This window comes from Streptomyces sp. 184 (genome assembly GCF_045781775.1).
In the GTDB taxonomy this organism is placed as follows: Bacteria; Actinomycetota; Actinomycetes; order Streptomycetales; family Streptomycetaceae; genus Streptomyces.
This window is the reverse complement of record NZ_CP123230.1, coordinates 2,326,028-2,346,980: the sequence shown is the minus strand read 5'-3', so window position 1 is coordinate 2,346,980 and position 20,953 is coordinate 2,326,028. Positions and strand designations below refer to the sequence as shown.

Genomic DNA, 20,953 nt, shown 5'->3' with positions numbered 1-20,953 from the left:
AGTTCGACACCGGGTGACCGGGCAGGGCCTTCGGGGCGGCCCGGACGCGCCTGCCGGGGTGGCCGGGGGCATGAGGGTGGCCGCGTCCGGCGGGGCGCCCGTGGTGCAGGCGCGCACCGGGCTTGGCGCGGTTGGCGACGCCACCCGCCGGGGTCCGGTGGCGGTGCGGCGACTCCCGTGACCACCGATTCCGCTCAGGCACGCCCCGGACCGTCGCCCGTGCTTGCGCTGCTCGCCGCAGCCCACGGCGGGCCCGCCCTGGCGGTCACCGCCGTCACGGCCCTGCTCGCACTGCGCGCGGACCTGGATCCGCTCGACGCCGTCGTCGTCACCGGAGCGGTGTTCACCGGTCAGTTGACGATCGGCTGGGGCAACGACCTGCGCGATCTCTCCCGCGACCGTGTCGTCGGCCGCACCGACAAACCGCTGGCCACCGGCGCCCTCCCGGTCGGCTGGGTGGTGCGTGCCGTGGTCACCGCCGCGCTCGCGTGTCTCGTACTGTCCGCGCTCTGCGGCTGGCGCAGCGCGCTGGTCAACGTCGTCCTCGGCACCGGTGCGGGCCACATCTACAACCTCGGGCTCAAAGCCACCCTGTGGTCCTGGGTGCCCTACGCCAGTGCCTTCGGGGCGCTGCCGTCGATCGTCACCCTCGCCGGCCCCGCCCCGGTCTGGGCACCCCTGTGGATGACCGGTGCCGGGGCCGCGCTCGGCGTCGGGGCGCATCTGCTCAACGCCCTGCCCGACCTCGCCGACGACGCACGCACCGGCGTCCGCAGCCTGCCCCACCGGCTCGGCGGACGGCGCTCGCGCGTCCTGGCCGCGGTGCTGCTGCCGGCAGCCTCGCTACTCGCCGTGCTCGGTCCCGCCGGTGCCCCCTCGTGGTGGGCAGGGGCGTCCCTCGTACCGGTGGCCGTCCTGGCGGTGTTCACGCTGGTCGCCCGGGGGCGTACCCCCTTCCGGGCCGCGTTGGCCATCGCCCTGCTCGACGTCGTCCTGCTCGTGGCCGGCTGATGGCGTCGGCACCCGCTCACCCACACCGTCGCGCTCGGCCTCGGCCGGGCGTTCGTCGTACCCACTCGTCCGATCGGCCCGACCCGGGAGCCAGCATGACCATACGCGTCCTCAGCGTGCGCGGCATCCTGCCCGAGCACCGCTACCGGCAGGAGGAGATCACCGAGTCTTTCGCCAGCACGCTGGTCGAGGGCACGCTCGATCGCCGCGTCGTCGAGCGGCTGCACCGCAACGCGTGCGTCGAGAGCCGGCACACCGTGCTCCCGCTGGAGGAGTACGCCCGGCTCGGGGACTTCGGCCGGTCGAACGACGTCTTCATCCGGGCCGGCGTCGAACTCGGCAGTCGCGCGGTGGTCGAGGCGCTCAAGGACGTCGGCCTCACGTCGGCCGACGTCGACTACATCGTGTCGTGCACGGTGACCGGCCTGGCCGTCCCCTCGCTCGAAGCCCGCGTCGCGGCGGAGATCGGGTTGCGCCCCGACGTGGTGCGCCTGCCCCTCGTCGGCCTCGGCTGCGTCGCCGGCGCGGCCGGCATCGCCCGCCTGCGCGACCTGCTGCGCAGCAACCCGGACGGGGTCGCGGTGCTGATGTCGGTCGAACTGTGCTCGCTCACCCTTCAGCGTGACGACACCTCGTTCGCCAACCTCGTGGCAAGCGGGCTGTTCGGGGACGGTGCCGCGGCGGTGGTCGCCGTCGGCCCCGAACACCCGCTTGCGCAGTCCGACGACCCCGCCCGCCCCGAGGTGCTCGCCTCGCGCAGCCGTCTCTACCCCGAATCGGAGCGCGCGATGGGCTGGGACATCGGTGCCGGCGGCTTCCGGATCGTGCTCGACTCCTCGGTCCCCGACCTGGTGCGCCGGTACGTCGGCGAAGACGTCCGCGGCTTCCTCGCCGACCACGGACTGACCGGCGAGGACCTCGGCTGGTACGTCGCACACCCCGGCGGCCCCAAGGTCCTGGAGGCCCTACAGGAAGCCCTCGGCGTCGAGCGGGACGCCCTGAGGGTGACCTGGGACTCGCTGCGCCGGATCGGCAACCTGTCCTCCGCCTCGGTGCTGCACGTCCTGGCGGACACGCTCGCCCACCGCCCGCCCCCGCCCGGATCCTACGGGCTCATGCTTGCCATGGGCCCCGGCTTCTGCTCTGAACTCGTCCTCCTGCGCGCCCCCGGGGGTGAGGGGTGAGCGGCGAGATCCTGTTCACCGCCCTGGTCCTGGCCGTCGGCCTGGAGCGGGTCGCCGAACTGGTCGTCTCCCAGCGCAACGCCGCTTGGAGCATCGCGCGGGGCGGCGTGGAGTCCGGGCGGGGCCACTATCCGTTCATGGTGGTGCTGCACACGGGCCTGCTTGCCGGCGCGCTCGTGGAGGTGTGGGTGCGGCGGCCGGACACCGCACCGGTCCTCGCCTGGGCCATGCTCCTGCTCGTCGCGGCCTCACAGGCGCTGCGCTGGTGGTGCATCGCCACCCTGGGCCGGCAGTGGAACACCCGGGTGATCGTCGTGCCCGGCAGTCCGCGCGTGACCGGCGGCCCCTACCGCTGGTTCTCGCACCCGAACTACGTCGCCGTCGTCGTCGAGGGCCTCGCGCTGCCGCTGGTGCACTCGGCCTGGATCACGGCAGTCGTCTTCACCATGCTGAACGGGTTCCTGCTCACCACCCGCATGCGCGTCGAGGACGCCGCCCTGGCACGGCTGGCCTGAGGAGGCGCGCATGGACCTGCTCATCGCCGGCGCCGGACCCGCGGGTCTCGCCACGGCCCTGCACGCGGCCCGGGCGGGGCTCGACGTCGCCGTCTGGGAGCAGCGCGCCGGCACCGTCGACAAGGCGTGCGGCGAGGGGCTGATGCCGGGTGCCGTCACCGCCCTGGCGGCGCTCGGCGTGCACCCGCCGGGGCACGACCTGCGGGGCATCCGGTACGTCGCCGGGCCACACCGGGTCGACGCCGACTTCCGGGCGGGCCCGGGCCGCGGGGTGCGTCGCACCGCGCTGCACACGGCGCTGCGCGAGGTGGCGCTGGCCGCGGGCGTACGGGTCGAGCAGCGCACCGTGCGCCGTGTCGAGCAGGACGACGACGGTGTCGTGGTCGACGGCACCCGCACCGGCCACCTCGCCGCCGCCGACGGCCTGCACTCTCCGATCCGCCGAGCCCTGGGCCTGCACCGGCCGCATCGGGCCCACCTGAGGCACGGGCTGCGGCGTCACTACAGCCTCGCCCCCTGGAGCGACTACGTCGAGGTGCACTGGGCCCGTGACGCGGAGGTCTATGTGACGCCGGTGGCCGACGACCTCGTGAGCGTCGCGGTGCTCACCACCGCCCGCAGACCGTACGACGACCACCTTGCCGCCTTCCCCGCGTTGCAGGAGCGGCTGGCCGGAGTCGGCACCGCCGGGCCGGTGCGCGGGGCGGGCCCGCTCCGCCAGGCTGCGAGCGCGCGCACGGCCGGCCGGGTGCTGCTGGTCGGCGATGCGGCCGGCTACGTGGACGCGCTCACCGGCGAGGGCATCGCGCTGGCGCTCGCGCAGGCGTCGGCGGCGGTGCGGGCAGTCGTGAGCGGCGACCTGACGGCCTACGAACGGGAGTGGTGGCGAATCACCCGGCGCTATCGCTGGCTGACCCGGGCGCTGCTCGGCGCGACGAGGACGCCCCCGGTCCGGGCAGCACTGGTGCCCGCGGCGCAGCGGCTGCCGTGGTTGTTCGCCGCGACCGTCGACGCGCTCGCGCATCCGGCCCGGACGTGACCCGGCCCCGGGCCACTATCCCCGTCCCTTCGCACTGCCTCTCCCTGGCCCCGGATGGTCTGCGCAAGTCGTAAGAACACGCGGGTCAGAGGCTGGTCTTCGAATCTGCCAGAGGGCCACCAAAGGCTCGGAGCGTCAAACGAGCGTCATGATGCAGCAGGGCTCCCGCACCCCCCACACGGGGGCGCGGGAGCCCTCGCGCCGGCGATCTACCTCCTCACGGCCCGGGAGCCGGCTCTGCCGCCGGCCGCTGCTCCCCTGCATCCGCGTCGGTGTCGTCGTCCTCGTCCGGCTGTGACTCCTCGACGTCCAGGGGGTCTCGCTTCCTCAGATCGCCGTGGTCCCACTCCCCGCCGTCATCGGCATCGCGGGGCGGTTCGTACCGCTCCCACCGCCACTGGTAGAACCTGGTCTCCACTCGCATCCGGGCCCCCAGTTCCTCCGGGCTCGGCTGCAGCTCCGCACCGAGGTGGGGGGAGTGGATGTGGCCCTGCCGGAACTCCCAGTGCTGCGACTCGTTGTCGGGCGCCATCCACCAGAGATTGACGGAATCCTCCGCGCCGCGCGTGAGGCACTGGCTCTGGGGGGTGCCGCCGAAGGGAGCCCGGACGGGTGGACTGAAGCAGAGGAGGTACCGGCCGGGTTCGTTGCTGAAGTGCACGTACAGCACCTCTTCGCTCGCGTTGCCGCTGGTCGTCGGGTGCCTCACAATCGGGGCACCGTTTCCGAACGGCGAGTCCCGGGCGATGACCGCGTTGTCCAGGTACCTGGAGTAGATGCGGTACGCCTCGCCGGGCACCGGCGCCGTGCAGTCCGGCTCCCCGGGGGCGCTCGCCGGCGCGGCCTCGGCTCTCGCGGCCATCGGCCGGGGGCCGCAGCCCGGGAGCACGAAGAAGCGCAGCATGTAGTGGTCGGAGTCGAGTCCCTGCCGGTCGACCTGGACGGTGCGCTGGTCCGCATCGCCGTAGTAGGCCCAGTCCAGCTCGCCGCCGCCCTGGTGGGTGGGCTGGTTCGAGCGCACGATGTGCCTCTGGTACGCCAGCGGCAGGTGTGACGGGTTGTCGTTGAAGTCGGCCAGGATCCGGTGACGCTCGTCGCCCGGCCGGTTCGCCATGAACTGGTTGGCGGTCTGTATGAGCGCGTCGGCGGCGGCTCCGCCGGACGGCGCGTGCCCCGTGAAGTACCAGATGACACCGAACCGCACGCCCAGCACCGGACGGGCGTTCGGACGGTTGACCATCGGGAGCAGCACGGCCTCGTCCGCGGCCTCGTGGGTCACGAGGGCCAGGCCGTTGCGCTGCTGGCCCACGTCGGCGAAGTAGACGTTCGTGTGTCTCACGCGGTCCGTACCGGCGTCCCAGTAGTTCTCCGTGACCGCGCCGTTGGCCCACGACCGCGTCTGTCTCGACCTCGGTGGCGGGTGGGTGCCCGCCTCCTGGACGGCGATCATGTTCGCGCCCCGCAGCAGTTCCGGCTGAAGGTCGGCCACCCAGCGGCTCTCCGAGCGCGCCACACCGGTACCGGGGGCCTCCCCGGGACCTCCCATCTCGCCGTTCATGTTCCAGCTCGACGAGTACGTGAAGGCCGGCTGGGCGCTGGCGGTCGGAGCAGCCGGGTTCAGGACCGTGACGACGGCGACGGCCGCAATGAGCGCGGTCACGATCGCCACCGCGAGGAACGCGGAGCGCCGGCGGCGTCGCGGTGCGGTCCGAGGCGGCAGGGACGATCGCGCGGCCTCGGCGGCGGCGCTCGGTAACTCTGTTCTCAAGAAGCTCTCCCCCAAGGATGGTGTGCACGCCGGGTGTTCCGGCACGCGGTCCATGCTGGCCGTCTCCGCACCGGGGCCGCATCGGCGAACGTCGCCTATTCCACCGGGTACACGGCGGTCGAGGGGTCAGGGAAGTTGCAGGTTCCGCAGTTGGCGGCGGGAGGTGATGCCGAGCTTGCGGAAGATGCTGCGCAGGTGTGCGTCGATGGTGCGCGGGCTGAGGAAGAGCTGCGCGCCGACCTCCTTGGAGGTCGCCCCGGTGGCCACCAGCCGTGCGATGTGCAGCTCGTGCGGGGTGAGCGTGTCGGCCGGCCGGGCGGCCGGCGGGCGTGGCTGTTCGCCGGCGGCGCGCAACTCGCGGACGGCGCGTGCGGCGTACGCCTCGGCGCCCATACCGGACAGCAGCTCGTGGGCGGTGCGCAAGTGCTCGCGCGCTTCCCGGCGTCGGCGCTCGCGGCGCAGCCACTCCCCGTAGACCAAGTGCGCGCGGGCGAGATGGGTGGTCATCCGGCAGCCGCCGAGCCGCTCGATCGCCTCGCGGTAGTGCGTCTCGGCGGCCGGGCCGCCGCCGGTCAGTGCACGTGAGCGGGCGAGCAGCCCGAGCGCCCACCCGGTGCCGCTGGCCGACGCACGTGCTTCGAGCGATGCCAGCGCGGTGCCGGCGCGCGCGTGTTCACCCGCGCGGACGGCAGCCTCGATCAGCTCGGGCAGGGCCAGGTTGCCGTGCTCCAGTTCGTCGGTGTCGCAAGGGCCGGCGGCGGCGGTGAGGGCGGCGCGGTAGTCGCCGAGTCCGTTGTACAGCACGGCCAGGGCGTACTGGGCCAGCGTGACCGCCGCGCCCTCGCCCCGCTCGGTCGCGTCCCGGACGACGGCGGCGTACAGCTCGGAGGTCGCGGCCCTCCGGCCGCGCCAGGCGGCGAGCAGCAGGTGGGCGTTGGGGAGCGGCGCGTCACCGGTCGACTGCGTCAGCGCGGTGGCCTCGGCGGCCAGCTCGGCGGCCTGGGCGAACTCGCCGGCGTGCACGAGCGCGGCGGCGAGGTTGTTGAGCGCGACGGGCAGCGTGGCCAGCGCGCCGGTGTCGCGGGCGACCCGGACGTGGCGGCCGGCCAGCGCGTGGACCTGCTCGTCGTCCCACAGCGCCAACGCGACGCGGCAGGTCAACGACATCCAGCAGCGGCTCACGCCGTCATCCGGCGCCGCGGTGCGTACGAGGCCACTGGACGCCTCCAGGGCCCGTCGCAGACTGCGCACGCTCGCCTCGTAGCCGTGCGTGAACCTGGTCGCCAGTCCGTCCAGCAGCAGATCGACCGGCCCCGGCGGCGTCGGCGGTGCGGGCGCCGTCCGGGCGGCCTCGGCCGCCTCCGGCACCGTGCGGTCGTGACCGAGCGGACCGGCCAGGAGGGATGCCTCCAGGGCTTGCAGGTAGGTCTTGCGCGCCAGTGTGGCGTCCAGCGGGGCGAGCGTCTTGGCGGCGTCCAGCAGCATCCCCGGCGCCTCGCTGCCGCGTGTCAGATGGAACGCGACCTGGGCGCGCAGCAGCTCGACCCGGGCGCGTGGCAGCGCGTCCAGCGGCCCGGCCGACGCGACGGTCAGCAGTTCCAGGGCGGCGTCGAAGGCGCCCGCGTGGTGTTTGGCGTGTGCGGCGGCCAGCGCCCGGCGTGCCCGGTCGGCGGGTTCCGGCGTCAGTGTCACCGCCCGTTCCAGGAACGCCGCCGCGGCGGCCAGACCGCCGCGGGCCCGTGCCCGGCCGGCCGAGCGCTCCAGCTCCGCCGCGACCGTCTCGTCGGTCGCCGTCACCGCCTGTGCGCGGTGCCAGGCTCGGCGGTCGGGGGCGGTACGCGGGTCGGTCGCCGTGGCCAGGGCCCGGTGCGCACGGCGGCGGTCCGCAGGCGCGGCGGCCCGGTAGACGGCCGAGCGCGCCAGCGGATGAGGGAACCGCACCCGGGCGCCGATCTCCAGCAACCCCGCTGCTTCCGCCGGCGTGGCCGCCTCGGCGCCGAGGCCCAGGTGCGCGGCGGCGCGCCACAGCAGCGCCGCGTCGCCGAGGGGCTCGGCCGCCGCGACCAGCAGCAGCGTCTGTGTCCCGGCGGGCAGGCAGGCCGACCGGAGCCGGAAACTGTCCTCGATCCTGTGCGGCACCTCCAGTGTGTCCGGCAGTCCGAACCCGCCCGCCAGCTCCGCCAGATGCGCCTGCTCCGCGCTGCGGGGCAGCTCCAGCAGCGCCAGGGGATTGCCACGCGCTTCGGCGATGATCCTGTCCCGCACTCCCTCGTCCAGCGGTGTCCGGATCGTCGCGGCCAGCAGTGCCCGCGCGTCCGCCTCGCCGAGGCGGGCCGGGCGCAGCTCGGGCAGCCCGGTGAAGGCCGCATGCCTGCCGGGATCGCGCAGCGCGAACACCAGCGCCATCCGCTCGGCGTCGACCCGCCGTGCCACGAAGGCGAGGATCTGCGCGGAAGCCTCGTCCAGCCACTGCGCGTCGTCCACCAGGCACAGCAGCGGTCGTTCCTCGGCTGCCTCGGCCAGCAGACTCAAGGTCGCCAGCCCGACGAGGAAGCGGTCCGGCGGATCCGCGTCCCGCAGCCCCAACGCCACGCCCAAGGCGGCCTGCTGCGGGGCGGGCAGCGCACCCAGCCGGTCCAGCAGCGGCGCGCACAACTGGTGCAGGCCCGCGAACGCGAACTCCGTCTCGGACTCCACCCCGGCCGCGCACTCCACCCGGAACCCCGCCGCGGCGCCACGGGCGTGCTCCAGCAGCGCGGTCTTGCCGATGCCGGCCTCGCCGCGCACCACCCGCACGCCGCTGCGTCCCGCCCGCGCGTCTGCGAGCAGCCGTTCGATCGTGTGCCGCTGGCTGCGCTGGCCCAAGTGCATCGCATGACTCCCGTGGCCCCGGCTGACCCTCGGCGTGAGCCGGGGCTCTCGTCTGCGTCGCTCTCGTGCTCGGCCGCCCGGGACCTGCGATCACCTCGCTGGCGCCCGGGCGCCGCGACGTCTCCCGGTGCCGCGGCCCGGGTCGGCGGGTCGTGCGCGCGGAACGTCGCGCGGCTCAGCGGCGAGCGGTGCCCTTCTCGGCGTCCAGGGCGTAGACGCAGCGGTCCTTGCTGCACGCGTACACTACCCCGTTCGCCACCACCGGGGAGCCCGTGATCTCGCCGTCCGTGGCCGGCTTCCCGCGAAGCTGGCCACCGACCGCGTCGACCGCGTAGATGCAGTGGTCCGCGGAGCCGAAGTGGACGGATGCGGGGCGGGTGTTCATCTGCTCACCGATCGAACGGCACATGGAAGTCGGCCAGGTCGCGCCCCTGCTGCCCGGCGATAGCTGGTGGGCCGTGTGCATGGCCCCGACAGACTGCATGACTGGAAGCAGTCGCCTTCTCAGGGCTTTTGGCCCACCGCGCAGACCCGCCAGAGTAGTCCCCGGTCTTGCCCTCCGCCGCTTGACGTCCGGCGTCCGGCCGCAGGCGGCCCCTGCCTTGGCGCGGCCGTCGGCGAGCCGGGCCCCGCGCAGGGGCACCGGTAACCAGCAGGCCGGACAGCGGCAGTGGACCCTCACGCGATATCAATGTAAACAGCTTCATGTTACCACCTTGACCGTGGCGACGTTAACGTGCTTCCGTTATCAACGGAAACAGCATGTCGGGGCGATCCAGGAGATGCAGACATGTCCGAGCACGAGCAAGTCCCCGCCGCCGGGCACAGCCGCCGCGGTGTACTCAAAGCAGGCGGCATCGCCGCCACCGAACTGGTCGCGACAGGCGGTGTGGCCGCCCCCGCGCTCGCGGCCACCGGGGAAGCCGGGGCCCCCGTCCCCCCGGGCCCGACGGCCGAGATCACGCTCCGCGTCAACGGCGAGGCGCGCCAGGTCATCGTCGAGCCCCGGGTCACCCTCTTGGACGCGGTGCGGGAGCGGCTGGGGCTCACCGGCACGAAGAAGGGCTGCGACCGAGGCGAGTGCGGCGCCTGCACGGTCCTCGTCGAGGGTCGTCGCGTCTCGTCCTGTCTGACGCTCGCCGTCATGGAGGACGGCCGGGAGATCACCACGATCGAGGGCCTGGCCGACGGGAACGAGCTGCACCCCGTGCAGGCGGCCTTCATCCGGTGGGACGCCTTCCAGTGCGGGTTCTGCACCCCCGGGCAGATACTCTCCGCCGTCGCGTGCATCGACGAGGGCCACGCCCGGTCCGACGACGAGATCCGGGAGTACATGAGCGGAAACCTGTGCCGCTGCGGCTGTTATCCGAACATCGTCGATGCCGTGCGGGACGCCGCCAGGAAGGTGGGACGATGAAGCCTTTCGACTACGTACGCGCCTCAGGCCCGTCCGAGGCCGCCGGCCTGGTCGCGTCCCGCGACGCAGCGGCGTTCATCGCCGGGGGCACCGAGCTGACGAACCTGATGAAGGACGGCGTCCTCGCTCTCGACCTGGTCGTGGACGTGGGCGGACTCCCCCTCTCCGGCATCGAACTGCTCGACGGACGGCTGCACATCGGGGCCACCGCCCGGATGCAGGCGGTGGCCGATCACCCGGTGGTCCGCGAGCGGTTCCCGGCGGTCTCCGAGGCCCTGCTCGCCTCGGCGTCTCCCCAGGTGCGCAACCGGGCCACGATCGGCGGCAACCTCATGCAGCGCACCCGCTGCGGGTACTACCGCGACACCGGCAGTCCGTGCAACCGGCGCCGGCCCGGCAGCGGCTGCCCCGCCATCGACGGGCAGAACCGCCGGCACGCGATCCTCGGCGGCAGTTCTCACTGCATCGCCGTGCACCCCTCCGATCTGGCGGTCGCGCTCACCGCTTTGGACGCCCGCGTACTCACCCTCGGGCCCGAGGGCCGGCGCTCGATCGGACTGGCCGACCTCCACCTCCTGCCCGGCTCCACCCCGCACCGGGAAACCGCCCTACGCCGCGGCGAGATCATCACCGGGGTCGAGGTCCCCGTCTGCCTGGCGGCCCGCACCTCCCGGTATCTGAAGCTGCGCGACCGGGCCTCGTTCGAGTTCGCCGTGGTCTCCGTGGCCGCCGCGCTGGCCCTCCGGGGGAGGGTGGTGACCGACATCCGGCTGGCCTTCGGCGGCGTCGCGCCCCGTCCGTGGCGCTCGGCGGCGGCCGAGGACGCCCTGCGTGGCCGGCCGTTGACCGACGCCGCGGTCACCGAGGCCGGCCGGCTCCTGGTGCGCGGCGCCGAGCCGCGCGGGCACAACCGGTTCAAGGTCGAGCTGGTGCAGCGCGCCCTCGCCAGCGCCCTCGAAGCCCTGGGAGGCAACCGATGAGCCGGATCGTAGGCACTCCCGTTCCCCGGATCGACGGTCGCGCCAAGGTCACCGGTACGGCCACCTACGCCGCGGATGCCGTGGTCGGCGGGACGCTGCACGGCTTCCTCGCGATGAGCACCATCGCCCGCGGACGGATCACCGGCATCGACACCGAAGAAGCCGAGCGCTCGGCCGGGGTGGTCGCCGTCTTCACCCACCGGAACATGCCGCGCCTCGCGCGGCCGAAGTACCTCAGCTTCCTCAAGGGCTACATCCCCCTACAGGAAGCGGACATCCACCACAGTGGGCAGCCCGTGGCCTACGTCGTCGCCGAGACACTGGAGCAGGCCCAGCACGCGGCCACGCTCGTCGACGTCTCCTACGACACCCGCCGGCCCCGCTCCGCGGTCGCCGACGCGATGGACGAGGCATTCGTGCCCCCGCAGGGCCTGACGGGCCCCAACGAGACCACCCGCGGGGACGTGGCGGCAGGGCTGATCAACGCGGACGTCCGCCTCGACGTCACGTACACCACGCCCATGCACCACCACAATCCCCTCGAACCGTCCACCACGACCGCGCGCTGGGACGGCGGCCGGGTGACGGTGTACGAGTCCGCTCAGGGCGGCCACGCCACCAGGATCTGCGTCTCCGAGGCGCTCGGGGACGTCCCCCTCGGCAACGTGCGTGTGCTCTCGCCGTTCCTGGGCGGGGGCTTCGGGGCCAAGGGCCCGGTGTGGCCGCACACCCTGCTCACCGCCGCCATCGCCCGGGAACTGGGGCGTCCGGTGAAGCTGGTGCTCTCCCGCGCCCAGACCTTCACCTCCAACGGGCACCGCGGCGAAGCCCACCAGCGCCTGCAGATCGGGGCCAGGCTGGACGGCACCCTCACCGCCATCGACCACGTCAGCACCAACCAGGTCACCCGCACCGAAGAGGGCATCTTCTCCACCAGTCACTCCACCCGCGTCCTGTACGCCTGCCCGCACGTGCACGTCGCCCAGCGGGCGGTCCGGCTCGACCTGCCCGCGCCGAGCTTCATGCGGCCACCGGAGTCCGTCGGCTCCTTCGGGCTGGAGTCGGCCCTCGACGAACTGAGCTACACGCTGGGCATGGACCCCGTCGAACTCAGGCTGCGCAACCACACGGCCGTCGACCCCGAGACCGGCGAACCGTTCGGCAGCAAGCACCTCATCGAGTGCTACCGGCGCGGAGCGGCCATGTTCCGCTGGAGCGAACGCGATCCGCGTCCGCGCTCGATGCGCGACGGCAGCACCCTGATCGGCTGGGGCATGGCCACCGCGGCGCACACGACGGGCGGCAGGCCGGGCGCCGGCGCCCGGGTGGTCCTCTCCACCGCGGGGCGGGCGGTGGTCCAGGCAGGCACCCACGACATCGGCACCGGGACCTACACGGTCATGACCCAGATAGCCGCGCAAACCCTGGGCCTGGACCTGGACGACGTCGCCTTCGAACTCGGCGACACGAACTATCCTTTCGCCTTCATGTCCGTCGCGTCCGCCACCGTCCCCGGCGTCGGTGCCGCCGTCGCCCGGGCCTGCGCCACGGCCCGCCGATCGTTGATCGGCATCGCGGTCGCCGACCCCCGCTCCCCCCTGCACGGCATCGCGGCCGAGCAGGTCATCGCGGAGGAGGGGATCCTGTACGTGACCGGCGAACCCCGGCGCCGCGAACGCATCCGTACCGTTCTCGCCCGGCACGGCAGGCCGGTCGAGGCCACCACGGACCCGGTGCCCATTCCTGCCGGCTACTCGGTCGGCGCGGAATTCGCCGAGGTGCGCGTCGATCCCGGGACCGGACGGGTCAGGGTGACCCGCATGGTCGGGGCGTACGACGCCGGCCGCGTCCTCAACCGCAGAACTCTGCGCAGCCAGGCCCTCGGCGGCGCCGTCTGCGCGGTCGGCTTCGCCCTCACCGAGCACACCCTGGTCGACTCCCACCGGGCCCGGGTCGTCAATCCGAACCTCTCCGGCTATCTGGTGCCCGTCAACGCCGACATCCCCCGCATCCAGACGGTGTTCCTCGACGAACCCGACCCTGTACAGCAGGAGGCGCTGGGAGCACGCGGCTTCGGCGAGACTCCGGGGACCGGGATGACGGCAGCTATCGGCAACGCGGTCTACCACGCCACCGGGCGCCGGATCCGGGCCCTGCCCATCACCCCGGACAAGCTGCTGTGAGGAGCACGCACACGGTGAACGCCCTGTGGGAGCGACTGCACCGGCTGTGGGAGGCGGGCACCCCGTGCGGACTGGCCACGGTCGTGGCCACCTTCGGCTCCGCCCCGCGGAGGCCCGGAGCGATCATGATCTGCGCCCCGGACGGCGGGGTCACCGGCAGCATCTCCGGCGGCTGCGTCGAGGGTGCCGTCCACGACCTGGCCCAGCAGGCCGTCGCGGACGGCACCGCGGTGCTCGAACGCTACGGAGTGGCCGACTCCGACGCCGGGGCGGTCGGCCTGACGTGCGGCGGAACCATCGAGGTTCTCGTCGAGCGCGTCGACCGGCGGTCCTTTCCCGAGCTGGGTGTCCTCCTCAGGCACCTGCGATCCGCGACTCCCGTCGCCTTGGCGACCGTCGTCGAAGCCGACCCGTCGTGGCCGGAAGCAGGACCGGGGAACCACCTGGTCTGCTGGGGCGACGGCGCGGCGGGCAGCACCGGCAACCCCGTCCTCGACGCGCAGACGGCCGCGGTGGCCCGTCGGCTGCTGACACAGAACCGCTCCGGCACCGTCCGCCTCGGGCCGGCCGGAGCGGATTCCGCGCACGGCCCGCGGATCTTCGTCGACTGCCTGGCTCCCCCGCCCCGCATGCTGATCTACGGTGCGGGCGAGTTCGCCTCTGCTCTCGCCCGCCAGGGCGCACTGCTCGGCTATCGTGTCACGGTCTGCGACGCCCGCCCCGTGTTCACCACCTCGGAGCGCTTCCCGGATGCCGACGAGGTCGTCGTGAGCTGGCCGCACCGCCACCTCGTCGCCGAAGCCGAGGAGCGGCGCATCGACAGCCGCACCGTGGTCGTCTCGCTGACGCACGATCCGAAGTTCGACATACCGCTGCTCAGGGCCGCCCTGGAGATGGATCTGGCCTACGTCGGTGCCATGGGCTCCCGGCGCAGTGTGGCTCAGCGCATCGCGGCACTGCGGGCGGCGGGGTTGCCTGCCGGCCGGCTGGCGCGCCTCAGCTCCCCCGTGGGGCTCGACCTCGGCGGCGCCGACCCCGCGGAGACGGCGGTCTCCATCGCGGCCGAAATACTCCTGCTGCGCCACGGGCGCCACGGGCCCCGCCTGTCCGAGACCGCCGGTCCCCTCCATCGCGAGGCGGCACCGGCACGGTTCTCCCCGTCCGTGGCGAGTCGTGGATAGCGCCCGGGCGCGCCGCTGGCGGCGCGGTCGTCTCGCGGCGACCTCGCCGCCCGGGCAGGGCCGGTGGCTCCAGGGCCGGCGCGGTACGACGTGGGTCGCGGGCTTCCGCTAGGGGAGGTCGATCCGCAGGATGCGATCGTCGCCGGGCCGGGGTCCGGTGCCGCCCCAGGTGGCTCCGTCACCGTTCGACGTCGTGATCCACAGGGAGCCGTCGGGGGCGGTTTCGACCGTCCGGATGCGGCCGTACTCGCCGACGTAGTGGGCGATCGGGTCGCCGGCCGCCCGGGGGCCGTCGACCGGCAGTTGCCAGGGCCGCTGCCCGCCGAGCGCGCCCATCCAGAGCGAGCCGTCCGCGTAGGCGATGCCGGAGGGCGAGGCGTCGTCGGGGTGAACCGTGAAGAGCGGCGGCTCGCCCGTCTCTCCCGCCGTTCCTTCGGTCTCCGGCCAGCCGTAGTCCGCTCCGGACCGCAGGACGTTCACCTCGTCCCAGGTCCGGTGCCCCAGCTCGGAGGCGTACATGGTGCCGTCCGGGGCGAAGGTGAGGCCCTGCACGTTGCGGTGGCCGGTCGAGTAGACCGCCGTCCCGAAGGGGTTGTCGTCGGGGATCGACCCGTCGGGCCGCACGCGCAGCACCTTTCCGCTCAACGACGTGTCGTCCGCTGCGTTCTCGGGCCGGAACGCGTCCCCCGTGCCGATCCACAGGTTGCCGTCCGGCGCGATGCACAGGCGGCCACCGTGGTGGCGATCCGCCGTCTCGATGCCCGCCAGCACCACCCGCTCCCGGGTCACCGACCGGAAGTCGTCTCCGATCCGCAGCGCGACGACGCGGTTCGTTGGCGCCGCGGACACATAGGCGTACACCGTCCGGTCGCTCTCGAAGTCCGGGGAGGTGGCCAGGCCCAGGAGGCCGCCCTCGGAACTCTTCCGCACCCCGGGCACCGTACCGACGAGTGACGTACGGCCTCCGGCTGCGGGAACGCGGCGGATCTCGCCGGACAGGCGGGACGAGACCAGAGCCGTCCCGTCGGGCAGGAACGCCAGCCCCCAGGGCATGTCGAGCCGCGTGGCGATCTCGGACACCTCGCCGGGTCCGGCGCCGGTCGGGGGCGCGGAGGCCGCGGGCCGGTCCTCCGGTGCTGTACACCCGCCCAGCACAACGGTCAGCGCGATGACCGCCGCGGTGCCGGATCGCCTCTTCGGGATGCTCTCGTTCATGCCCACCGCCTCGACCGCGATATCACTGAAAACAACATGACGATATCATGGTTAACGGTATCGATAGCATCCCTCTGTTAACGTTGGAAACATGGAGGCGAGGAACAATCGCGACCGCATCATCGAGGCGGCCGCCGCCCTGCTCGCGCAAGGCGGCGGGGACGCCGTTTCGACTCGTGCGGTCAGCGCGGCGGCCGGCGTCCAGGCGCCGGCCATCTACCGCATCTTCGGGGACAAGCAGGGACTGCTGGACGCCGTTGCGAGCCACGGCTTCGCGGATTACCTGCGCAGCAAGACCGCCAGCCAGCCAACCGACGACCCGGTGGCGGACCTGCGCCGCGGATGGGATCTCCACGTCGGCTTCGGGCTCGCCAACCCCGCGTTCTACACACTGATCTACGGCGACCAGCGGCCCGGCACCGAGCCGCCGGCCGCACGGGAGGCATCCGCAGTCCTGGCCGGCATGATCAGACGTATAGCCGCGGCGGGACTCCTGCGGATGAGCGAGGACCGGGCCGCCTTCCTCGTCCACTCCACCGGGCGCGGCGTGACACTCACGCTGATCTCGCAGCCCGAGAACGCGCGCGATATGTCGCTCTCGGTCCTCGCCCGGGAGTCGGTCATCGCCACCGTCACCACCGACCCCCCTCAGCACACAGAGCCGGACGGCGGCGGAGTGATCGGCCACGCGGTCGCACTGCGCGCCGCCCTCCCGCAGACCGCCTCCCTGACGGACCCCGAACGCGCCCTGCTCACCGAGTGGCTGGACCGCATCGCCACCACGGACTGAGTGCCGCGTCCGCCCTGCACAGCGCGCGAGACCGTCCCCGCTCACCGATCGGACGACGTCCCGGGGCGGCGTCCGCACTCGGCCACCAGGCCGCCGACTCGCAGGGGCACTTGTGCTGGTACCGCGCGATGCCGTCGGCATCCGCCCTCTGCGGGCAGAAGACTTCGACAAGGACGACTACAAGCAGCGGCACGCGGTCGAGTACGGATTATGAGTCTGCGGGCAGCACCGTCCGCCCGAAACCGGCCGGTCGCGGCCCCTCTTCCGCTCTCAACACTCGTTCTCCACCGCCTCGACCAAGATCAACGCACGGCGGTGCGCGTCTTCCGCGCGGGGGCAGCAGCCTGGAAGGGCAAGCGCGCTCACCCGTCAGGAGTGCTGTCCACCCAGCTCAACGGGGCATCTAGAGCAAGATCAACGAGCGTCAAATGAGCGTCAAGATACCTCGGAGAGCGTCGTTCCAGCGTCAGGATATCGCCCATACCGCACACAACGCACCTCATGCGCATTACGAAAGACGCAGGTCAGGCGGCCTTCTCGGCCTTCACAAGCAGCACCACGCACTCCATGTGGTGGGTCATCGGGAAGAGGTCGAAGGCGCGGGTCCACTTGGGGGTGTAGCCGGCGGCGGTGAAGTAGGAGAGGTCTCGGGCCAGGGCGGCCGGGTCGCAGGCTACGTAGGCGACGCGGCGGGGGTGGAGGGCGGTGATCTGGGTGACCACCTGGCGGCCCGCGCCCGTGCGGGGTGGGTCCAGGACGACGAGGTCCGCTTCGGTGATGCCCGTGCGGGGGAGGACGCGGTCGACCTTGCCCTGTTCGATGCGGACGCGGTCGAGGTCGGCGAGGTTGTGGCGGGCGTCGGTGGCGGCGCGTTTGCCGGACTCGATGCCGACGACCGCGCCCTTGGGGCCGACGCGTTCGGCCAGGGCGCCGGCGAAGAGGCCGACGCCGCAGTAGAGGTCGAGGGCCATGTCGCCCTTCTTCGGCATCAGGCCCGTCATCACCGTCTCGACGAGCAGGTCCGCACCCCTCGGGTGGACCTGCCAGAAGCCGCCCGCGCCGACGCGCCAGGTGCGGCCCGCGGCGCGCTCGCGGACGAAGTCCCGGCCGTGGACGCGGTGGACGGAGGCGGGGGCGCCCGGGGTGCGGGGGTCCTCGGCGCGGAGGACGGAGACGGGGCGGTCCAGTTCGACCAGGGGGAGCCGGCCGCCCGGGCGGGGGGTGAGGACGACCTGGCGGTCGCCGGAGCCGGTGGCGGCGATGGCCTCCACCGTGGCCAGTTGCGGCCACTCCCGGCTCTCCACGCCCAGTTCCTCGACCTCCGGGGCCGCGATCAGGCAGCGGTCGACGGGCTGTACCTCGTGCGAGCGGTGCTTGCGCAGCCCCGCGCGGTCGTCGGGGCCGATCGCGTACTGCACCCGGGTGCGCCACGCCGGCACCTCGCCCTTCGGCACCTTGTCGCCCGGCACCGGCTCCACCGTGCCGTCCCACCCCGCGTCCTCGGCGGTGAGCCCGGCGAGCCGGCTCAGTTGCTCGGCGAGTACGTCCGCCTTCAGCCGCCGCTGCGCTCCCGGGGCTACGTGCTGGAAGTCGCAGCCGCCGCACCTGCCGGGTCCCGCGTAGGGGCAGGGCGCCTCGATGCGGTCCTTCGCGGGTTCCAGCACCCGTACGGCGTCGGCGCGCAGGTAGCGTGCGCCGGCGCGCCCGTCGGTGACGCGGGCGACGACCCGTTCGCCGGGCAGCGTGTGGCGTACGAAGAGCACCTGGCCCTCGGCCGTACGGGCGACACAGTGCCCGCCGTGCGCCACCGGGCCGACCTCGACCTCGTACTCCTCGCCCACCGCGCTCGGGGACGTGGCGGGCGCCTGCTGTTCTTCGGGCACGGGGCGGACTCCTGGGGAAGGCGTGGGTACGGGTACGGGCGCTCGGCCGCGCGTCAGTCTAGGCGGCCTGCGGGGTCGTACCGTACGGGCCGTCCCCTCCGTCACACCGGCCCACCGGCGCCACCCGGGGTGCCCCCCGGCCCAGGGAGTGTGTAGCTTGAACCGGAAAAGACAGACGAGGCGGAGGGACGCCGCGTGCACATCGTGATCATGGGGTGCGGTCGGGTGGGCTCCACCCTGGCCCGCACGCTGGAGCAGCAGGGGCACACGGTGTCGGTGATCGACCGCGACCCCACCGCCTTCCGACGTCTCGGCCCCGGCTTCGGCGGGCGCCGGATCACCGGCATCGGCTTCGACCAGGACACTCTCAAGGACGCCGGGATCGAGGAGGCCGGGGCCTTCGCCGCGGTCAGCTCCGGCGACAACTCCAACATCATCGCCGCCCGCGTGGCCCGCGAGATGTTCGGGGTCGAGAACGTCGCCGCCCGCATCTACGACCCCCGCCGCGCCGAGGTCTACCAGCGGCTCGGCATCCCCACCGTCGCCACCGTCCGCTGGACCGCCGACCAGATGCTGCGCCGGCTGCTGCCCTCCGGAGCGGAGCCGCTGTGGCGGGACCCGAGCGGGCGGGTGGAGCTGGCGGAGGTGCACACCACGACCGCGTGGATCGGTCACCGGGTGGCCGAGCTCCAGGAGGAGACGGGCGTACGGGTCGCGTTCCTCACCCGGCAGGGCGAGGCGGTGCTGCCCACCGCCAAGACGGTGCTCCAGGACGGCGACCTGGTGCATGTGATCATGCGTACCGACGAGGTGGAGCAGGTCGAGGCGGCCTGCGCGAAGGGCCCGGACACGGAGGACCGACGGTGAGCGGCGCACACGCGGACGGCCGGCCGTACGCCCGCCGCGCACGCCGGGCGGCGGATGACATGGCGGCGAACGGCCCGGTAGTGAACGGAGCAGCACGGTGAGAGTGGCGATCGCAGGTGCCGGCGCGGTGGGCCGCTCCATCGCGGGTGAGCTGCTGGACAACGGGCACGAGGTGCTGCTCATCGACAAGACGCCCACCGCCATCGCCGTCGAGCGGGTGCCGCGCGCGGAGTGGCTGCTCGCCGACGCCTGCGAGATCGCCTCGCTGGACGAGGCCGCGCTCCAGCGCTGCCACGTGGTCATCGCCGCCACCGGCGACGACAAGGTGAACCTCGTGGTCTCCCTGCTGGCCAAGACCGAGTACGGCGTGCCGCGCGTGGTCGCCCGGGTCAACAACCCGCGCAACGAGTGGCTCTTCACCGAGGCGTGGGGCGTCGACGTCGCCGTCTCCACGCCGCGGCTGATGTCCGCCCTGGTGGAGGAGGCCGTCAGCGTCGGCGACCTGGTCCGGCTGCTGCGCTTCAGCCACGGCGACGCGAACCTCGTCGAGCTGACCCTGCCGGAGGAGTCGGCGCTCACGGGCACCGCGGTCGGCGACGTCGACTGGCCCGCGGACACCACGCTGGTGACGATCATCCGCGGCAGCACGGTCCTCACCCCCAAGCCCGACGACACCCTGGAGGCGGGCGACGAGCTGCTCTTCGTCGCCGCGCAGGCGCGCGAGGAGCAGTTGGAGGAGCTGCTTTCCGTACGACGCGAAGGCTGACGGCCGACGGCCGACCCGGCGGGGCTACTCGCGCTCCGCCGCCTGCCGCTGCTTCTCCCGCTCGGCCCTCTCCCGCTCCTTCTCCGCCTTCTCCTCGGCCTCCATCTCCGCGATCACGTCGATCGGCGGCGGCGCCTGCTTGAGGAAGATGTACGTGAGCGTGACCGCCAGCAGCAGCGGCGGGATCTTCAGCGCCACGATCACCCAGCCGAACTCCTTGGGGTCCGCCCAGAAGTACAGCGGGAACAGGATCGCGGACTTGGCCAGGAAGATCAGACCCCAGGCCCAGCTCGCCTTGGAGTACGCCTTCTTGCGGCCGGGGTTGCGGGTGCGCCACGACAGGTTCTCGCGGAAGAGCGGGCCGAGGATCAGCCCGATGAGCGGCACGCCCGCCAGGGTGGTGAGGATGTACGCCAGCGCCAGGCCGAGCCCGTAGAGCAGGCCCGGGAGGTAGAAGTCCTTGGCGTTGCCCGTCATCATCGCGAAGGCGACGCCGATGGCCACGCCGAAGACGCCGCTGAAGGCGTGCTTGAGGGTGCCGCGGGTGACCAGGCGGGAGATGCCGAGGAGCAGCGAGACGCCGAGCGCGGCGATCGCGGAGGGCTTGACGTCCGAGCCGATGGTGTAGACGAGCACGAAGACGAGCCCGGGGACCGTGGTCTCCACCATGCCGCGGATGCCGCCGAACGCCTCGGCCATGGCGGCCTGGGTGACGGCGTGCGAGTCGCCCTGCGGTACGTCGGAGCGGGGCCCGTCCGCGTCGGCGTCAGGTGCGGGGGCGGGCGCGGTCCCGGGCGGGCCGCCGGTCGCGCCGGTGCCGCCGGCGCGGTCGTCGGCCGGCTTCTCGAAAGACGTCACCGCTGCTCCTGTCCGAGGGGTCGCAGTTCGTACTTGGGGTTGAAGAGCACCCGCCGCCCGCGGCTCATGGCGATGCGGCCGGAGGCGGTCAGGCTGCGGCCCGGCTCGATGCCGGTGATGGCGCGGCGGCCGAGCCAGACCAGGTCGAGCGAGTCGGTGCCGTCGAACAGCTCCGCCTGGAGCGCGGGGACGCCGGCGCGCGGCTGGAGGGTGACGGTGCGGAGACTGCCGGTGACGGTGACCACGGCGCGGTCGTGGCACTGCCGGATCGGCGTGACGTCGGCGGTGTCCTCGTCGGGCGGCAGGGTGTCCTCCGCCGGCGGCTCCGCGGCGCCGGTGATCCGGCCCAGCAGCCGGCGGAAGGGTCCGGCGGGGCGGTCGGCGCTGCGGGCGGGGTCCATGTCCGCAGGGTACCCGCCCGGGGC

General features: G+C 73.3%; 17 protein-coding genes and 1 pseudogene. 11 read left to right on the top strand and 7 right to left on the bottom strand.

Going from position 1 to position 20,953, the window contains the following annotated elements:
* Positions 1 to 177: 177 nt before the first annotated feature.
* The 4 genes from QBL21_RS10010 (at position 178) to QBL21_RS09995 (ending at position 3,749) form a co-directional block, all read left to right on the top strand.
* A complete protein-coding gene (locus QBL21_RS10010; RefSeq protein WP_407561727.1) occupies positions 178 to 1,011 on the top strand; it encodes a UbiA family prenyltransferase in 834 nt (277 codons plus the stop codon).
* 95 nt (positions 1,012 to 1,106) lie between these two features.
* Positions 1,107 to 2,195, top strand: a complete 1,089-nt coding sequence (locus QBL21_RS10005; RefSeq protein ID WP_407561726.1) for a type III polyketide synthase — start codon at positions 1,107 to 1,109, stop codon at positions 2,193 to 2,195.
* Positions 2,192 to 2,710, top strand: coding sequence for an isoprenylcysteine carboxyl methyltransferase family protein (locus QBL21_RS10000; protein WP_407561725.1), 519 nt, complete (start codon positions 2,192 to 2,194; stop codon positions 2,708 to 2,710). Before QBL21_RS10005 ends, QBL21_RS10000 begins: the two co-directional genes overlap by 4 nt.
* Before the next feature lie 10 nt (positions 2,711 to 2,720).
* The gene (locus QBL21_RS09995) at positions 2,721 to 3,749 is read left to right on the top strand and encodes an NAD(P)/FAD-dependent oxidoreductase (protein WP_407561724.1); all 1,029 of its coding nucleotides are present in this window, start codon (positions 2,721 to 2,723) and stop codon (positions 3,747 to 3,749) included.
* A 217-nt stretch (positions 3,750 to 3,966) separates the two neighbouring features.
* On the opposite strand, the gene QBL21_RS09990 is transcribed toward QBL21_RS09995, so the two are convergent.
* From QBL21_RS09990 to QBL21_RS09980, 3 genes and pseudogenes are all read right to left on the bottom strand, one after another.
* Entirely contained in the window at positions 3,967 to 5,409 is a 1,443-nt protein-coding gene (locus QBL21_RS09990) for a hypothetical protein (protein ID WP_407561722.1), read from the bottom strand.
* A 234-nt stretch (positions 5,410 to 5,643) separates the two neighbouring features.
* Complete coding sequence (locus tag QBL21_RS09985) at positions 5,644 to 8,388, bottom strand: AAA family ATPase (RefSeq protein WP_407561721.1); 2,745 nt, start codon at positions 8,386 to 8,388, stop codon at positions 5,644 to 5,646.
* A gap of 175 nt (positions 8,389 to 8,563) precedes the next feature.
* Positions 8,564 to 8,752, bottom strand: a pseudogene (locus tag QBL21_RS09980) (PQQ-binding-like beta-propeller repeat protein); the annotation flags it as partial.
* A 426-nt stretch (positions 8,753 to 9,178) separates the two neighbouring features.
* Between QBL21_RS09980 and QBL21_RS09975 the strand changes: the two are divergent.
* From QBL21_RS09975 to QBL21_RS09960, 4 genes are read left to right on the top strand one after another with little or no spacing between them, the layout of a single operon-like run.
* The gene (locus QBL21_RS09975) at positions 9,179 to 9,805 is read left to right on the top strand and encodes a 2Fe-2S iron-sulfur cluster-binding protein (RefSeq protein ID WP_407561720.1); all 627 of its coding nucleotides are present in this window, start codon (positions 9,179 to 9,181) and stop codon (positions 9,803 to 9,805) included.
* A complete protein-coding gene (locus tag QBL21_RS09970; protein WP_407561719.1) occupies positions 9,802 to 10,785 on the top strand; it encodes an FAD binding domain-containing protein in 984 nt (327 codons plus the stop codon). Before QBL21_RS09975 ends, QBL21_RS09970 begins: the two co-directional genes overlap by 4 nt.
* A complete protein-coding gene (locus tag QBL21_RS09965; RefSeq protein ID WP_407561717.1) occupies positions 10,782 to 12,968 on the top strand; it encodes a xanthine dehydrogenase family protein molybdopterin-binding subunit in 2,187 nt (728 codons plus the stop codon). The genes QBL21_RS09970 and QBL21_RS09965 overlap by 4 nt, the downstream gene beginning before the upstream one ends.
* Before the next feature lie 14 nt (positions 12,969 to 12,982).
* Positions 12,983 to 14,149: an XdhC family protein gene (locus tag QBL21_RS09960; protein WP_407561716.1), complete on the top strand. Its 1,167-nt coding sequence runs from the start codon at positions 12,983 to 12,985 to the stop codon at positions 14,147 to 14,149.
* Between the two features lie 108 nt (positions 14,150 to 14,257).
* Here the strand turns inward: QBL21_RS09960 and QBL21_RS09955 are convergent, their stop codons facing one another.
* Positions 14,258 to 15,364, bottom strand: a complete 1,107-nt coding sequence (locus tag QBL21_RS09955; RefSeq protein WP_407561715.1) for a PQQ-dependent sugar dehydrogenase — start codon at positions 15,362 to 15,364, stop codon at positions 14,258 to 14,260.
* A 91-nt stretch (positions 15,365 to 15,455) separates the two neighbouring features.
* Between QBL21_RS09955 and QBL21_RS09950 the strand changes: the two genes are divergently transcribed.
* The gene (locus QBL21_RS09950; RefSeq protein WP_407561714.1) at positions 15,456 to 16,154 is read left to right on the top strand and encodes a TetR/AcrR family transcriptional regulator; all 699 of its coding nucleotides are present in this window, start codon (positions 15,456 to 15,458) and stop codon (positions 16,152 to 16,154) included.
* A gap of 524 nt (positions 16,155 to 16,678) precedes the next feature.
* On the opposite strand, the gene QBL21_RS09945 is transcribed toward QBL21_RS09950, so the two are convergent.
* The gene (locus QBL21_RS09945; protein WP_407561713.1) at positions 16,679 to 18,037 is read right to left on the bottom strand and encodes a class I SAM-dependent RNA methyltransferase; all 1,359 of its coding nucleotides are present in this window, start codon (positions 18,035 to 18,037) and stop codon (positions 16,679 to 16,681) included.
* Positions 18,038 to 18,232: 195 nt separating this feature from the next.
* Here QBL21_RS09945 and QBL21_RS09940 point away from each other — a divergent pair, with 195 nt between their 5' ends.
* Complete coding sequence (locus QBL21_RS09940; RefSeq protein WP_407561712.1) at positions 18,233 to 18,904, top strand: potassium channel family protein; 672 nt, start codon at positions 18,233 to 18,235, stop codon at positions 18,902 to 18,904.
* A gap of 97 nt (positions 18,905 to 19,001) precedes the next feature.
* Entirely contained in the window at positions 19,002 to 19,670 is a 669-nt protein-coding gene (locus tag QBL21_RS09935; protein WP_326798962.1) for a TrkA family potassium uptake protein, read from the top strand.
* A 24-nt stretch (positions 19,671 to 19,694) separates the two neighbouring features.
* Here QBL21_RS09935 and QBL21_RS09930 read toward each other — a convergent pair whose 3' ends face one another.
* Together QBL21_RS09930 and QBL21_RS09925 are read right to left on the bottom strand one after the other, a co-directional pair.
* Positions 19,695 to 20,528 (bottom strand): DUF3159 domain-containing protein, encoded by an 834-nt coding sequence (locus QBL21_RS09930; protein ID WP_407561711.1) that lies wholly within the window; start codon positions 20,526 to 20,528, stop codon positions 19,695 to 19,697.
* Complete coding sequence (locus QBL21_RS09925) at positions 20,525 to 20,929, bottom strand: OB-fold nucleic acid binding domain-containing protein (RefSeq protein WP_407561710.1); 405 nt, start codon at positions 20,927 to 20,929, stop codon at positions 20,525 to 20,527. The genes QBL21_RS09930 and QBL21_RS09925 overlap by 4 nt, the downstream gene beginning before the upstream one ends.
* Positions 20,930 to 20,953 lie beyond the last annotated feature (24 nt).